At 41.2% G+C, this 14973-nt stretch carries 14 protein-coding genes and 1 other annotated feature; of the genes, 3 read left to right on the top strand and 11 right to left on the bottom strand.

Going from position 1 to position 14973, the window contains the following annotated elements:
* The 8 genes from CFT42_RS01655 to CFT42_RS01620 form a co-directional block, all read right to left on the bottom strand.
* Complete coding sequence (locus tag CFT42_RS01655) at positions 1–1137, bottom strand: acetylornithine transaminase (RefSeq protein ID WP_088815234.1); 1137 nt, start codon at positions 1135–1137, stop codon at positions 1–3.
* Complete coding sequence (gene argB / locus CFT42_RS01650) at positions 1134–1886, bottom strand: acetylglutamate kinase (protein ID WP_088808863.1); 753 nt, start codon at positions 1884–1886, stop codon at positions 1134–1136. The genes CFT42_RS01655 and argB overlap by 4 nt, the downstream gene beginning before the upstream one ends.
* Positions 1887–1899: 13 nt before the next feature.
* The gene (gene argJ, locus CFT42_RS01645) at positions 1900–3099 is read right to left on the bottom strand and encodes a bifunctional glutamate N-acetyltransferase/amino-acid acetyltransferase ArgJ (RefSeq protein ID WP_088815233.1); all 1200 of its coding nucleotides are present in this window, start codon (positions 3097–3099) and stop codon (positions 1900–1902) included.
* Between the two features lie 16 nt (positions 3100–3115).
* Positions 3116–4138, bottom strand: coding sequence for an N-acetyl-gamma-glutamyl-phosphate reductase (gene argC / locus CFT42_RS01640; RefSeq protein WP_088815232.1), 1023 nt, complete (start codon positions 4136–4138; stop codon positions 3116–3118).
* Positions 4139–4273: 135 nt separating this feature from the next.
* On the bottom strand, positions 4274–4720 hold the full coding sequence (locus tag CFT42_RS01635; protein ID WP_088808860.1) for a GtrA family protein: 447 nt from the start codon (positions 4718–4720) through the stop codon (positions 4274–4276).
* A gap of 20 nt (positions 4721–4740) precedes the next feature.
* Entirely contained in the window at positions 4741–5952 is a 1212-nt protein-coding gene (gene thiI / locus CFT42_RS01630; RefSeq protein WP_088815231.1) for a tRNA uracil 4-sulfurtransferase ThiI, read from the bottom strand.
* Positions 5952–7088, bottom strand: coding sequence for a cysteine desulfurase family protein (locus CFT42_RS01625; protein ID WP_088815230.1), 1137 nt, complete (start codon positions 7086–7088; stop codon positions 5952–5954). Before CFT42_RS01625 ends, thiI begins: the two co-directional genes overlap by 1 nt.
* Positions 7089–7223: 135 nt before the next feature.
* Positions 7224–8921: a septation ring formation regulator EzrA gene (locus CFT42_RS01620; RefSeq protein WP_088815229.1), complete on the bottom strand. Its 1698-nt coding sequence runs from the start codon at positions 8919–8921 to the stop codon at positions 7224–7226.
* 218 nt (positions 8922–9139) lie between these two features.
* On the opposite strand from CFT42_RS01620, the gene CFT42_RS01615 reads away from it, so the two are divergent.
* The 3 genes from CFT42_RS01615 (at position 9140) to CFT42_RS01605 (ending at position 10967) form a co-directional block, all read left to right on the top strand.
* Complete coding sequence (locus CFT42_RS01615) at positions 9140–9628, top strand: GAF domain-containing protein (protein WP_088808856.1); 489 nt, start codon at positions 9140–9142, stop codon at positions 9626–9628.
* 209 nt (positions 9629–9837) lie between these two features.
* On the top strand, positions 9838–10440 hold the full coding sequence (rpsD, locus tag CFT42_RS01610; RefSeq protein ID WP_088808855.1) for a 30S ribosomal protein S4: 603 nt from the start codon (positions 9838–9840) through the stop codon (positions 10438–10440).
* A 179-nt stretch (positions 10441–10619) separates the two neighbouring features.
* Positions 10620–10967: a YxeA family protein gene (locus tag CFT42_RS01605; protein ID WP_088815228.1), complete on the top strand. Its 348-nt coding sequence runs from the start codon at positions 10620–10622 to the stop codon at positions 10965–10967.
* Between the two features lie 43 nt (positions 10968–11010).
* Here CFT42_RS01605 and tyrS read toward each other — a convergent pair whose 3' ends face one another.
* The 3 genes from tyrS to CFT42_RS01590 all read right to left on the bottom strand — a co-directional run bounded on the left by tyrS (position 11011) and on the right by CFT42_RS01590 (position 14899).
* Positions 11011–12270, bottom strand: coding sequence for a tyrosine--tRNA ligase (gene tyrS / locus CFT42_RS01600; protein ID WP_088815309.1), 1260 nt, complete (start codon positions 12268–12270; stop codon positions 11011–11013).
* A 55-nt stretch (positions 12271–12325) separates the two neighbouring features.
* Positions 12326–12510, bottom strand: a binding site (T-box leader).
* 58 nt (positions 12511–12568) lie between these two features.
* Complete coding sequence (gene ccpA, locus CFT42_RS01595; protein WP_088808853.1) at positions 12569–13567, bottom strand: catabolite control protein A; 999 nt, start codon at positions 13565–13567, stop codon at positions 12569–12571.
* A gap of 246 nt (positions 13568–13813) precedes the next feature.
* Positions 13814–14899 carry a bifunctional 3-deoxy-7-phosphoheptulonate synthase/chorismate mutase gene (locus CFT42_RS01590; RefSeq protein WP_088808852.1) on the bottom strand — a complete coding sequence of 362 codons (1086 nt, stop codon included), beginning with the start codon at positions 14897–14899 and terminating at the stop codon, positions 13814–13816.
* Positions 14900–14973: the final 74 nt, after the last annotated feature.

The raw sequence follows: 14973 nt of genomic DNA, 5'->3' as shown, positions 1-14973 counted from the left end.
TCACCCTTCTTTCAAAATTTTTTGTAGAACTAAAAATGCAGCATCGAGCTCCTGCCGTGAAACCGTGAGTGGTGGCATAATTCGCACAACCTTTTCTCCCGCGCTTAAAAGCAACAAACCGTTCTTCCTTGCCTTTTGAAGGATACCTCCTGCATTCGTTTGAAGTTCAATGCCTAGCAAGAAACCTTCGCCGCGGACTTCCTTCACGACCTCGTATTCTGTAAGCGTAGCTAACTTCCCTCTGAAATAAGCTGCCTTTTCTCTAACCTCTGCTAGAAAAGCAGCATTTGAAATTTGCGTCACGACCGTTTCAGCCGCTGCCAGCACAACTTGATTCCCACCAAAAGTTGAGCCATGCGTTCCATTTGAAAAAGTAGCAAACAATTTCGCGTCACCAACTATCGCACCAATTGGTAAGCCATTCCCGAGCCCTTTTGCAAGCGTTATAATATCTGGTTCAATTCCAGCCTGTTCATACGCGTACATCGTTCCAGTGCGCCCCATTCCCGTTTGTACTTCATCTACAATGAGGAGCGTTCCGTTTTGCTTACATAACCCCGAAACTTTCTGCAAAAATTCATGACTCGCCGGGTGGACACCACCTTCACCTTGCACAATTTCAAGCATTACCGCGGCCACATCTTTATCCAATAAATTTTGAAAAGTAGCGAAGTCATTGTAAGGCGTATAAATGAAACCTTCTAGCATCTTTCCAAAACCAGTTTTCACCTTTTCTTGTCCCGTCGCCGCCATTGCGCCAAATGTTCGCCCGTGAAAAGACTGCTCAAATGTAATCATTTTCGTACGTCCTGTATGCTTTCTAGCAAGCTTGATTGCCGCTTCATTTGCCTCGGCACCACTGTTGCAGAAAAAAGCATATGTTAAATTCCCCTTCGCAAGTAGCGCCGCCACACGTTCTTGCTTTTGGTTTAAAAATAAATTAGATGTGTGCCAAATTTGGTCTAGTTGCGCGCTAACCGCCTGATGTACTAAAGGATTAACATGCCCCAGATTGCAAACCCCAATTCCACTCGTAAAATCTAAATAATGTTTGCCTTGTTCATCGTATACCACCGTACCGCTTCCTGAAACTAGCTCAATTGGCAAGCGTTGATAGGTTGGGAATAAATGTGTCATGATGTCGTTACCTCCTGTTTTATTTGCGTTCCTGCTATACCAATTTGGCTTGTGATGAAAACATTTTCGACGCCACTTTGAATAGCGAGCTTGGCACTTTCAAGTTTGGGAATCATGCCACCACTAACATCTCCATTTTCAATCAAAAAATTAATTTTATTTGTCGTCATATCGCGTAAAACAACATTATTTTGTTTAACACCCGGAACATCTGTTAGCAGGTAAAAGGTACGCGCTTGCAGAGCTGACGCTACAGCGCAAGCAGCCGAATCAGCGTTCACATTCCACCACTGTTGGTTTTCGTCAATGCCGAGCGGTGCGAGTAGGAGAACCGAATTGACCGCTAACAGTTCCATCAGCAGTCCCGCATTTACCCGCTTTATTTCGCCAACAAATCCTAGCCCCGCCTCATTTGCCGGCATCGCTTCAAGCAAACTCGCATCGCCTGCATTTAGACCAAGGAGCGGAATATTTTCTTTTTGAAACTTTGCAGAAATTTCCGGTTGTACTTGCCCAATCAACACCATTTTCGTAATCTCAAGCGTTTCTTTCGTCGTCACCCGTCGCCCATTTTTCATCTCAACCGGCATGTTTAGGCGCGCCATCATTTCGCTAATGTATTTCCCACCACCGTGAACCATCACAATTTTCTTGTTTTCCAGACGCCATTTTTGAATTTGACCAAAAAACTGTTCATCTAACGCCTGACTCGCCAGTCCACCAAGTTTCACAACAATGATATCTTCCATCAACACAACTCCTTCACGTCCGGTAACAGGCGTTAATTTTGACATATTCATAACTCAAATCACAGCCCCAAGCAAGACCCGTTTCAAGTCCCACATGCAGATCCACTTCAATCCGAATCAGCTCCGCTTCCCGCAAATAATCTTGTAGCTCCGCTTCCGAATACTTACAAGCTTCACTCTTGTTTAAAATAAGGTGTGGCCCTACGCGAATCGAAATGTAGTCAGGCGAAAACCTGCCGCCAGAATACCCAATCGCACAAATGATGCGCCCCCAGTTCGCGTCACCGCCAAACATTGCCGTCTTCACCAAACTCGAAGAAACAATTTTTTTCGCAATCATCCTCGCGTCAAGTTCGCTCGTCGCCCCATTAACAGCCACCTCAATAAGTTTCGTTGCACCTTCACCGTCACGAGCAATCGCCTTTGCCAAATGTTCAAAGACCACATATAACATATCCGAAAATTTTTTAAATTCAGGATTTTCTTCTGTCAATGCTTCGTGTTCGGCAAGACCATTCGCGAGTACAATTACCATGTCATTTGTTGATGTATCTCCATCAACTGTAATTTGATTAAACGTTTCATTCACTAATTGTTTCACTAGCACTTGCAAAATTTCACTTGAAATATTGGCGTCAGTCGTCAAAAATGCCAGCATCGTTGCCATATTCGGATGAATCATTCCAGATCCTTTCGCAACACCGCTCAGCGTCACAAGTTGTCCGCCAATCGTGTCCTGCACTACTATTTGTTTTTCTCGCGTATCTGTAGTTAAAATGGCTTCCTCGAAATCACTTGCCTGACCATGTTTTAACCGCAACATTTTAATCCCATTCGTGATTTTATCGAGCTCCAAAAACTCCCCAATTACGCCCGTTGAACAGACAGCGACCGCCTCATTCGCGACACCCAATTGCTTCGCCGCACAGTCTTGCATATAAAAAGCATCTTCGAGTCCCCGTTTTCCCGTGCATGCATTAGCATTACCGCTGTTTACGACAACCGCTTGGAGCGTGTCACTTACTTTCATCGCCTGTTTCGTCACTTGAATTGGTGCCGCCTGAATTTGATTGGTCGTATAAACAACCGCCGCACTTGCTGGAACTTCCGAAAAAATCCAACCTATATCTTTCCTCTTCCGTTTTAATCCCGCATGCTTTCCGTCTGCATAAAAGCCTTTTGGCGATGCAATGCTCCCTTTGATTACTTCCATGTAAAAGCTCCCCTTTCTAAGGAAAAATCGGCGAATGAAGGAGCCCAGTACTTTCCTCCAAACCGAACATCAAATTTAAATTTTGAACAGCCTGCCCAGAAGCCCCTTTTACTAAATTATCCAGCACAGAAACGACAGTTAAAATTCCTGTTTCAGTATTATACGCCAGCCCAATATCACAGAAATTTGAGCCAATAACATGTTTAATATTTGGCAGCTTGCCGAGCGGCTGAATCCGAACAAACTTTTTCTGTGCAAAAGTAGTTTGCAAAATCGCTTCGCAACGCCTAGCCTCCACTTCATCAAGTGCAAGATAAATCGTCGATAAAATGCCCCGCGCAACTGGCAAAAGCGACGTTGAAAATTGAATTTTAGGGCTCAACTGATTTCGCTGCTTTAAAATTCGCATGATTTCTGGAATATGCTGATGCTCGTTCAATTTATAGACACTCAGATTGTCATGAACATGAACAAAATGATTCGCCTCACTTGGCACCTTCCCCGCTCCTGAAGCGCCTGATTTCGCATCAATCACAATCGGACTAGAAAGCTTCACTTCTGAAATGAGCGGCAATAGCGGTAATAAAACAGACGTGGCATAACACCCAGGATTCGCGACCCATTTCGCCGTCAAGTTTTGCCTAAATTCCGCCAAGCCATATGCCGTTTTTTCTAAATAAACGGCATTCGCCGGCGCTTTGTTATACCATTTTTCATAGCTTTCTGCCCCTAACCGAAAGTCGCCTGATAAATCAATCACCGGAAAACCAGCTTTCATAAAAGGAATTGCTGCCGTGCTCGAAACACCAGCTGGAGTTGCAAAAAAAACGCAATCAGCTTGTGCCATAATGCGTTCTGGGATGACTTCTTCTAAAATGCCGCTGTATATCGATTTTAAATGTGGAAAAAGCGTCGTAATTTCTATACCGACATTTGAATAATTATGTATAGAAACGATATCAAAGTTCGGATGATTATGCAAAATCCGAATCAGCTCTAAACCGCTATAACCTGTTGCTCCTACAATAGAAACTTTCATTCACATCACCCCATATCTGATTTTCAAAATATTAATACTCATTATAATATTGTATATTTATAATGTCAAATGGTTTTTTATAAAAAAATAAAAAACCTTAAATCAAAGTGCTATCACTTCAATTTAAGGTTTTCGTTAATTTGGCTTTCTTATTTTAAAAATTATCCATTTGCTAAATACGTAATTCAGTACGAGAACCACGATATTTACCAATATTTTCGCCCACGTTTCGTTCATGTAGAAAACGTCAATGAACACGACCATTAGGGCCATATCGATTAGAAAAGTAATAAATCGAAATCCTACAAATGACGTAAATTCAGCTAATTTTTCTCTAAAACCAGGTGTATAGCTTTCGAATACATACTTTTTATTTGAAAAATAAGCAAACAGCACAGATAAAATCCACGCTATCGTATTGGCAAGTCGGTAATCCCACTCCAAGAAAGAAGCAAAGAACCAAAAGGAAACAACATTGATAACCGTTGCAAATCCTCCCATAACAAGATACATAAAAATACTATGAATCTTCTCCGTATACCACGGGAACGTTTGAATTAACCAATTTTTCAGCTTTTCCATCTAGCAGCCTCTCTTTCTAGTTAAAATAAGTCTGCAAACTCATCTTTGATTTCAGCCTCTTCCGCTACTTCCACAGAAAATGTTTCAATTCCTGCTAAAGCTTTGTCGATAAGCGCATCGAAATCAATGAAACTTTCATAGTGCAAGACTTTCTCTAATTTTGGCTTTGTTTTTGGTGCTGCTGGCGTAAAAATCGTACAACAGTCTTCAAACGGTTGAATGGAAAGCTCAAATGTATCAATGTCTTGCGCAATTTTAATGATTTCATTTTTATCCATCGATACAACCGGTCGAATAATCGGCGTTGTCGTCACTGCATTAATAGCTAGCATACTTTCTAGCGTTTGACTCGCCACTTGGCCCAAACTCTCGCCATTTACAATGGCAAGACCATTTCGCTTTTGCCTAAGCAGATCCGTAATTCGGAGCATCAGACGCCGCGTGACGGTCATGATATAGCTTTCCGGCACTTGTTTCTTAATGGTTTCTTGAATTTCTGTAAACGGCACCACATGCATTTGAATTTGCCCGCTATATTTCGCAATCTTACGCGCCAAATCAATCGCTTTTTGCTTCGCCTGTTCGCTCGTGTACGGTGGACTATGGAAATGCACCGCTTCTACCTCAACACCGCGTTTCATCGCCAGATAACCCGCAACAGGACTATCAATTCCACCAGATAACATGAGCATCGCACGCCCCGAAGAACTAACTGGCAAACCACCAGCCCCTAAAATCGTTTCGCAGGATAAAAACACGCCGTCTGAACGGACTTCAACGTTTAGTTTCAAGTCTGGCTTTTTGACATTAACCGATAAATCTTCTAGGTTTCGAAGCACAAAAGCACCGACTTCTTGATTGAGCTCGTTTGAATCGAGCGGGAAGTCACGAAAACTCCGTCTAGCCGCCACTTTAAACGTGCCACCCGCTTGATGATGTGCCTTCACAAGTTCGTAAGCCGCTTCGTTTATTTTAGCCACATCAAGTTCAGCTTTCACGACGGGACTAAATGATTGAATCCCAAAAATCGGCTTTAAACGTTCCATCGCAAGCTTATAATCCGCGCCGTTCAAATAGAGCTGCATCCGGTCGCGTTCGCCGTGCACTTTAATTTCTGGCATATCCTTTAAAACGCGCTTAACATTCGTCGCCAGGCGCGCCACAAATTGTTTGCGATTTTTTCCTTTTGTCGATAATTCGCCGTAACGAATTAAAATACGTTCGAATTTCATTATTTCACCACTTCATTAATTTTTTGTAAAATATCTTTTAAAATTCCAATAAATTGTTCCGCTTCATAGCTTGTGTTTTCATAAGATAAGCTTAGCCGAATGGCCCCCGTCGCCTGGTTTTCCGGGACTTTCATTGCGTGGAGCGTACTGCTTTCAAGCTTAGCGCGCGAGGAGCAGGCACTTGTGGTCGAAACGAAAACCTCCTTTTCCTCCAAAGCGTGAACAAGCACTTCGCCGCGTTGCTTTTTAACGGAAAAACAAATGATGTGCGGCGCGGAACTAGCTGCATCAGTATGAATCGTGACACCGTCAAGCTTGCTAATTTCTGCTAGTAGGAAGTCGCGTAAATTGGTCAAATTAGAAACTTTCTTCTGGAAATCTTCGAGCGATAAACGCATTGCTTTGGCGAGCGCTACTATGCCTGCTGTATTCTCTGTGCCGCTCCTTACCCCCAGCTCCTGACCACCGCCAAGCATTTCTGGTTGGAGGTTTAGCTTGTTTTTCTTGTATAAGACGCCTGTACCACGCAAACCGTGCAATTTATGCCCAGAGATGGACATCGCATCAATTTTCGCAAGGTCAAGCTCCATTTTTGCGAATCCTTGTACGTTATCAACATGGAAAAGCGGCATTTCTGTTTCTGCTAAAAGATCGGCCACTTCTTGAATGGGCTGAACCGCACCAACTTCATTATTAACATGCATAATCGACACTAAAATCGTATCTTTACGTAATGCTTTTTTTAAATCTTCAAGGCGAATTTGCCCGGTTTCTGTCACTGGTAAATAAGTCACGTTAAAGCCGTTTTGTTCGAGCTCTTGCATCACATTTTTAACCGAAGGGTGTTCGACTTGTGTTGTAATAAGATGTTTACCGCGATTTTGATATGCATGAGCAATACCTTTAATGGCTAAATTATTACTTTCTGTTCCACCTGATGTGAAAATAATTTCTTCAGTGCGAGCCGACATGAGTGTCGCAATTTGTTTCCTCGCTTCCTCGTGAAGCTCCCGCACTTTTTGTCCAAATTTATGCAAAGAAGAAGGGTTAGCGAAATAATGGCTCGCCACTTTTGTATATGTTTCAAGTGCTGCTGCATAAGGCTTTGTCGTAGCACTATTATCAAAATAAATCATTTGGGACATGCGCCTCCTAAAAGTTATCCTTCACTATTTTACCACACATGTCAAGAAAAAGAAGTACAGACTGAAGGCAAACGACGAAGAGTGCCGTTTGTCATCAGTCTGATTGTCTTTGATAAACAAAATTGATTACACCTCAGAAAATGCTTTTTCGATTTTCTTAAATGCACCGACTTCCACTTTTTCAAGTGCGGTGACAGCAATTTCAAGTGCTTTTTTGTATTGGAAATCTTCGTAGAAATGCTGTTCTGCTTTTTTGAGTTCCGCATCAAGCTCTTGACTTTCAAAGCGATAACGGTTCGCGTATTGAATAACCGACTCAACAAGCGCCGCATTTTCAATAATCTCAGCGACCTTGCCCGAAATATGTTCTAAATCTTCTTTCGCAGTTTGCCAGTTTTTCGAAACTGTTTTCATTTTAAGCGGGCGATCACTCAAACTTTCTTCCATTTTTTCAAGCGCTTCATACATATGTGCTTCAAGTTCATCATATTCAGCTGGAACACCAGGCAGGCGCGCTCGGTCAATTTGGCGCTTCAGTTGTACCGTTTGACGCTTCATACGCTCCATATCTTCACGCGCTTCAAGTTCATCTTTTCTAAGCGAGCGTAAATCCTCGCCAATTTTATCTTGCTCAACTGCAATAGTTAACAGTTTATCGTCAATCTCTTTTAATGCATCTTGAATGACAGAATAGGCCATCTTTTGCTCGCTAAGCTTCGCAAGTGTTTGGCTGAAAATCTCTTTTTGATCCGCGAGATTTGCTGAAGTGGCAAGATAAGTCGCAAGCTCTTCTTCAGAAACATGGTACGTTTCTTTCACTTCCGCAATTTGTTCAGCAAGTTTCGCTGAAAGTTCAATTTGCGCCTCAAGTTTATCAGAAACTGCAGCGCGGTTTTCACTAACAAAATTTTTCGCATGAACTTCGCCTTCAAGCGCATCATAAAACAAATTAATTTCCGTATGTATTTCAGCAATTAACGTTTCCGCATCAGAAAGTTCCCCCTTTAGCACGAGGTCATTGGCTTTCTTCACTTGATCCGTCAATCTCGCATGTTCTTTATCAAACTCAAGTTGTTCCAAAAAGTAGCCAGCCTGTATCATTTCCGCATAGCCCTCTTTAAGCTGCTCTAAATCGCCCGCTAACACTGTTTCGGTTTCATGTAGCAGTTTCGGCGTCTTCTCCATTTCTTCTTCTAAAACCTGTAAATCTTTTTTGGCTAAAATAATAATTTCGCGAGCCTCTAAATAATCCCCTTGATCCGTGTAGTCATCATAGCGGTTAATTTTTTCACCCGCTTCATTAAGTGCCGCCTCATAACGTTCAAGCGTTCCACCAAGCTTAAAACCTTGTGTTAAAATCACGCGACGCATTTCCGCTAACTTTTCCTTCGTCGCCCGGCTTTCCTGCGCATTTTTTTCCTCGCTCGTTAGAAGTTCCTTTAAGCCGTTTAAAATTTGATTCATCTGCCGGTCAATCATAACTAGCATCTGCTCTAAATCATTTTCATTTTGGGTCGCCGAGCCAAAACGGTACTTATCCGTATTCATCTCTGCTTCCATCAATACTTCTTCAACATCAGGGAAAAGTCGCGTTTCAATTTCATCCCATGACCTTCTCCAAGATTCAAATAATTCTTCCGTTTGCCCCGTCAATTTTAATTTTTTCACTTTTGAAAGCTCATCAATTACTGGACGATCCCTAAGCGCCAATTTTTGCTCCTCAAGTGAATTAATTCTCGTATAATGTTTCTTTTTTAGTAAATAGCCAGCGCCGAAAAGGGCAATAGCAACAAGTATTATCCCTATTAAAATATAAAAAAACATCCAAAATCCTCCATTTCCACAAATGCTGTCCTTAGCTTTCTTACAAAGCCCTAATTAAAGTGCTAGGCACGACCTAATTCATCCTTTATTCTACCATGATTTAGAAAATTTTACTCCCGTTAACTTCATTTTTTTGAAAAAAAGTCATTCTGCTAGAAGCTACTTTTTAAATTATGCTATACTTCTTGCATAAATGAACATAGAAATGTGGTGAAATTATGATTGAAATCCCAAAATTTCAAGGCTCAAAAGAACAAAATTACGAACTAGCCTTTAAACAAGTGGCTGCACTCATTCAAGGTGAATCAAACATGATTGCGAATTTAAGTAATGTATCCGCCCTTTTAAATCAAGCTTTAGACACTATTAATTGGGTTGGTTTTTATTTATATGAAGAAGAGAGCGATCAACTTGTTCTCGGTCCATTTCAAGGTCTCCCAGCCTGCATTCGTATTCCGAACGGTCGAGGCGTTTGTGGAAGCGCATTGAAAGACCAGAAAACGTATATCGTTGAAGATGTTAACGCCTTTCCTGGACACATTGCTTGTGATGCGGCGAGTCAATCCGAAATTGTGATTCCTCTTTCAAAAAACGGCAAAATGATTGGCGTGTTAGATATCGATAGCCCTATCACATCGCGTTTTGATGCAACTGATCAAAAATGGCTTGAGAAAATGAGAGACTTAATCATCGCTGAAATCAGTTGACAATACTGGTGTTTTTATACTATACTAGAAGGCGTGTAAAATGCAGCTTGTTTGATGAGCTCTAGTAAGTTGTTTACCCCCAGATTTCTGTGGTATATTGTGTAACCCTGCGGCTGCATAGGTGAAGATATATGAAGGTAAACTGCCCTAGCTGTGATGCAAACTCGTTTGTTTTATGCCAAAAAACAAATTAAAAGGAGGAGTCTTTAATGGCTCGATACACTGGTCCAAGCTGGAAAATTTCCCGTCGTCTTGGGATTTCACTTTCCGGTACTGGTAAAGAATTAGAGCGTCGTCCGTACGCTCCAGGACAACATGGTCCTAACCAACGTAAAAAAATGTCTGAATATGGTTTGCAACAAGCTGAAAAGCAAAAATTGCGTCATATGTATGGACTAACTGAACGTCAATTCAAAAACACGTTCAACAAAGCAGGCAAACTTCAAGGTAAACATGGTGAAAACTTCATGATTTTACTTGAACAACGCCTTGACAACTTGGTTTACCGCATGGGTCTTGCGCGCACTCGTCGTGCAGCTCGTCAACTTGTAAACCATGGTCACATTCTAGTAGACGGAAAACGTGTTGATATTCCTTCCTACCAAGTTTCTGTAGGTCAAGCAATCAGCATTCGTGAAAAATCTGCTAAAAACTCTGCAATTGCTGAAAGCTTAGAAGTATCTAGCTTCGTACCTGAGTACGTAACATTTGATGCTGATAAATTAGAAGGTTCTTTAAACCGCCTTCCTGAGCGTTCTGAACTTGCTGCTGAAATTAATGAAGCGTTTATCGTTGAGTTCTACTCTCGTTAATCGTCTAATGACACTTCAGTCAAAACCCTTTGCTTCTTGCAAAGGGTTTTTTTATATGACAATCACACTTTCAAAACTGTAAGCCAAACATTCCACTTTGTCATCTACATCGAGGGAATCCCCTACTTTCGCTTGCTATACTACATTTATACAATAACAAAAGAAAGTTGGTATTTTTTATGAAAGCATTATGGGGTACAATTATTACAGTGGCTGTTTTAGCCTTACTTATTGGTGGAGGTTACTATTTTATGAATTATAATCACATCGGGGCAGACACTTACTATACAAAAATCACGACAGATGGCGAAAAAGAAAATGAACATGCCCAATCGACACGTTATAACTACTCGCTTCCAGGCTTTAATGAAGACGGTGAGAAAAAAGAGCTTGATTTTTCTGCCATTAAAAACTTGCGCAAAGGCGCCTACTTGAAAATCTATACCAAACCGATAAAAGGCGTTACTTCCTATGAAGAAGTTCAAAAAGCAGACATTCCAAAAGAAGCACAAGAAAAAGTTAATTAAAAAAAGGAATTTCACTGGTTAAAGTGAAATTCCTTTTTTTGATTTACGCGTAACGGACTAAGAAATACTTTTTCTTTCCGCGTCTAACAATCGTAAATTGTCCTTCAATGCGGTCAGAAGCACCAATTACTTTTTCAAGGTCTTGCGTCCGCTCTCCGTTAATATAGATGGCACCATTAGAAATATCCTCGCGCGACTGGCGTTTAGAAGGCTCGATACCAAGATCAACTAGCCAATCAACTAATTTCGCTTCATCTGTTCCCGCTTCAAAAGTTGGCACATCTTTAAAACCTTGTTCAATTTCTGCTGCCGTCAAACTCGCTACATCGCCACTGAAAAGCGCCGTCGAAATTTTTATCGCCTGACTAAGAGCCGCCTCATCATGAATGAATTTTGTCATTTCTGCCGCAAGCGTTTTTTGTGCCGCACGCAAATGAGGCTCTTCTTCTACTTGACGTGCTAAATCGTTAATTTCTGTCTCAGACAAGAATGTAAAGTATTTTAAGTATTTCACGACATCACGGTCATCTGTATTAATCCAAAATTGATAAAATTCATATGGCGTTGTTTTTTCTGCGTTTAACCAAATTGCGCCGCCTTCTGTTTTCCCGAATTTCGTTCCGTCTGCTTTCGTTAAAAGTGGAATCGTTAAGCCGAATGCTTTCGCGTTTTCACCTTGTTTTTTGCGGATTAAGTCGAGGCCTGCCGTAATATTTCCCCACTGGTCGGAACCGCCGATTTGCAAGCGGCAATTGTTGTGTTCATATAGATGATTGTAATCCATCGCCTGTAAGATTTGGTAAGCAAACTCCGTAAACGAAATACCGACCTCTAGACGGCTTGCTACGATATCCTTGGCAAGCATTGTATTCACGTTAAAGTTTTTCCCGTAATCACGAAGAAAATCAAGTACGGATAAATCCTTTGTCCAGTCATAGTTATTCACCATGGTTGCAGCACTATTTCCCTCGAAGTCAAAAATTTGACCAAGTTGGGCGCGTAAACTTGCGACGTTTTGATTAATTTGTTCAAGCGATTGCAGCTTGCGCTCTTCTTTTTTGCCACTTGGGTCTCCAATCGTTCCTGTAGCGCCGCCAACTAAAATAATCGGACGGTGACCAGCGTCTTGAAAGCGACGCAAAATCATAAAGGGAATTAAATGTCCAATATGCATGGAATCTCCTGTTGGGTCAATGCCGCAATATAATGAAATGGACTCTTTTGCGGTTAATTCGCGCAAGCCAGCCTCATCTGTCTGCTGATAAATTGCTCCGCGCCATTCTAGTTCATCGATAATATTCATTTTAAAACCTTCTTTCTCGTTTTTAGTCAATAAAAAAGCCCTCCGCTAAAAATAGCGAAGGGACGTGTTAACGTGGTACCACCCAACTTTGAACTTCATTGTTTAACGGTTTTTAACCGGCTGCACTGCTGCAACGTGACTCCAGGATGTAATTCATTCCTTATTTGTACCAGTTTACAGCAACCACTGGTTCTCTTGTAACAGGGATAAGAAACTACTTCGTCCGTTCATTGTCATTTACATATTCAAATTATAGTTTTAGTTATACCATTATTAAAATCGTTCGTCAAGATTTGTTTTACTTTGTCGTACCGCGAAGTTTTTCGCTATGCGGTAAAACAACTGTTTTTTCTTCGACATCTTCATTTGTCATGAGCTTCGTTAAAAGACGCATGGCTACGGCACCAATATCATAAAGCGGTTGAACAATTGTCGATAATTGTGGGCGCGCCATAAGTGTTAGTTTCGTATTATTGCTTGTCATCACTTCTAGCTCATCAGGAACGCTGACACCAGCATCTAGTGCGGCATTTAAGACGCCGATAGCCAGTTCATCATCGGTCACGATAGCCGCATTTGGTCTCGATTTTAATCCAGAAAGTTTTTCCCAAGCTTTTACCCCAGCATCGTAGTTATAATCCGCTTCGATAACATAGGTTTCGTCGTACTTAATTTTAGCTTCTTTAAGCGCATCTTTATACCCTTCTAGCTTAAACTCGCGGTTAACTGGCTCATCTAAAGAACCCGTGATAAACGCGATTTGTTTGTGCCCGTTTGCTATAAAGCGCGCGACAGCCGATTTTGTAGCTTCCCGGTAATCAATATTGACAGAAGCAAGTTTCTGTTCCATATCGACAGCTCCAGCGAGTACTACAGGTGCTGGCGAGCGATCAAACTCCTCTTGCAATTGCGCCGTGATTTTTTCACCCATATAGATGATGCCATCCACTTGCTTTCCTAATAAAGTATTCAAAACTTGCAGTTCTTTATCTTCGTTTTCGTCCGAGCTACTTAGAATAATATTGTATTTATACATCGTCGCAATATCTTCAATCCCTCGTGCAAGCTCCGCATAAAAAACGTTGGAAATATCAGGAATAATAACGCCAACTGTTGTTGTTCGTTTGCTAGCAAGCCCTCGTGCGACAGCATTTGGACGATAGCCTAACTGATTAATGACATCTAAAACTTTTTTTCTTGTTACGGGTTTAACATTTGGATTTCCGTTCACGACACGTGATACCGTTGCCATTGACACATTCGCTTCACGTGCAACATCATAAATGGTCACATTCATCTCAATTCACACTCCAAAAAAATATTTAAAGAAGCAAGTTGCTTCCAATGTAAACGTAAACATGCTTACCTTCACTTTATCATACAGCAAACATTTGTGTTATGCAATTGTTTTCATCTCTGTTTTTCATTTATTTTCATATTAAAATAGCATGGATACACCATGAATATACATTTTCCGATATGAAAAGGCTTACTTTTTGAATGGAAAATAGTAGCTCTCCGCATGCAGAAAGCTACTCCTTTTTTATTTTACTCGATGAGCCATTAATTTTGATGCTAAAATTTCTTCCCAGAAAGCATCAAACTCTGGAATGTTCATTTGCTGTGCAGAATCAGAAAGCGCAACAGCAGGATCTGGATGAACTTCCGCCATCACACCATCCGCTTCAATCGCAAGCGCCGCCTTCGCACATGGCAAGAGTAAATCTTTACGGCCAGTGGAATGCGTCACATCAACCATAACAGGCAAATGCGTTTCTTTCTTTAAAATCGGAACAGCAGAAATGTCTAACGTATTCCGAGTTGCCTTCTCATACGTTCTAATTCCGCGCTCGCATAAAATAATTTGACCATTTCCTTGGGACATAATATATTCTGCCGCCCCAATGAATTCCTCAATTGTAGCCGACAAACCACGTTTTAAAAGAATAGGTTTATTCACACGACCAGCTTCTTTTAATAGTTCGAAGTTTTGCATGTTGCGTGCGCCAATTTGAATAACATCCACATAATCAAGTGCCGTTTCAATATCAGCAGGCGTCACAATTTCGCTAATCACGCCTAAACCATACTCATCTGAAATGCGCTTTAAAATTTGCAAGCCTTCAAGACCAAGACCTTGGAAGTCATACGGACTTGTGCGCGGTTTAAACGCTCCGCCACGAATTAATTTGAGGCCTTTATCGCGAATAGAAGCTGCCACTGCTGCCACTTGGTCGTAGGATTCAACCGAACATGGTCCAAAAACAAAAACCGGTTCCCCGTTTCCAATTGGAAGGCCATTGACATTGACAATGGTATCTTCTTTTTTATTTTTACGAGAAACAAGAAGCGCTTTGGAATGGTCCTCTTCTTGTAATTCGAGTCCAGCTTTAAAGATTTCTTTAAACAAATGTTCAATTGTTGAATCCTCAAATGGTCCATTATTGCTTTCAACAATTTGATTTAACATTTCTCTTTCGCGGAGTGGATCAAATCGTAGCGAACCTTGCACTCCTTTAATTTTACCAATTTCTTGCACTAAATTTGCGCGCTTGTTAATCACATTTAGCAATTCAAGGTTGAGCTCGTCCACTTGATTGCGAAGCGCATCTAAGTCTTTGTTCACCATCAGTATTCCACCCTTCTGTTACCTTATATAAAGATTACCATTCATTATAGAGGATAACTCGTTCTTTGTCATCA

The organism is Listeria goaensis (genome assembly GCF_900186125.1).
Taxonomy (GTDB): domain Bacteria; phylum Bacillota; class Bacilli; order Lactobacillales; family Listeriaceae; genus Listeria; species Listeria goaensis.
Note: the sequence above shows the minus strand (reverse complement) of the source record. Positions and strands in the feature narration are given on the sequence as shown.

Bases quoted from the DNA above. Each gene is read 5' to 3' on its own strand.
- CFT42_RS01655 (WP_088815234.1), bottom strand. From the start codon at position 1,137: ATGACACATTTATTCCCAACCTATCAACGCTTGCCAATTGAGCTAGTT.
- argB (WP_088808863.1), bottom strand. From the start codon at position 1,886: ATGGAAGATATCATTGTTGTGAAACTTGGTGGACTGGCGAGTCAGGCG.
- argJ (WP_088815233.1), bottom strand. From the start codon at position 3,099: ATGGAAGTAATCAAAGGGAGCATTGCATCGCCAAAAGGCTTTTATGCA.
- argC (WP_088815232.1), bottom strand. From the start codon at position 4,138: ATGAAAGTTTCTATTGTAGGAGCAACAGGTTATAGCGGTTTAGAGCTG.
- CFT42_RS01635 (WP_088808860.1), bottom strand. From the start codon at position 4,720: ATGGAAAAGCTGAAAAATTGGTTAATTCAAACGTTCCCGTGGTATACG.
- thiI (WP_088815231.1), bottom strand. From the start codon at position 5,952: ATGAAATTCGAACGTATTTTAATTCGTTACGGCGAATTATCGACAAAA.
- CFT42_RS01625 (WP_088815230.1), bottom strand. From the start codon at position 7,088: ATGATTTATTTTGATAATAGTGCTACGACAAAGCCTTATGCAGCAGCA.
- CFT42_RS01620 (WP_088815229.1), bottom strand. From the start codon at position 8,921: ATGTTTTTTTATATTTTAATAGGGATAATACTTGTTGCTATTGCCCTT.
- CFT42_RS01615 (WP_088808856.1), top strand. From the start codon at position 9,140: ATGATTGAAATCCCAAAATTTCAAGGCTCAAAAGAACAAAATTACGAA.
- rpsD (WP_088808855.1), top strand. From the start codon at position 9,838: ATGGCTCGATACACTGGTCCAAGCTGGAAAATTTCCCGTCGTCTTGGG.
- CFT42_RS01605 (WP_088815228.1), top strand. From the start codon at position 10,620: ATGAAAGCATTATGGGGTACAATTATTACAGTGGCTGTTTTAGCCTTA.
- tyrS (WP_088815309.1), bottom strand. From the start codon at position 12,270: ATGAATATTATCGATGAACTAGAATGGCGCGGAGCAATTTATCAGCAG.
- ccpA (WP_088808853.1), bottom strand. From the start codon at position 13,567: ATGAATGTGACCATTTATGATGTTGCACGTGAAGCGAATGTGTCAATG.
- CFT42_RS01590 (WP_088808852.1), bottom strand. From the start codon at position 14,899: ATGGTGAACAAAGACTTAGATGCGCTTCGCAATCAAGTGGACGAGCTC.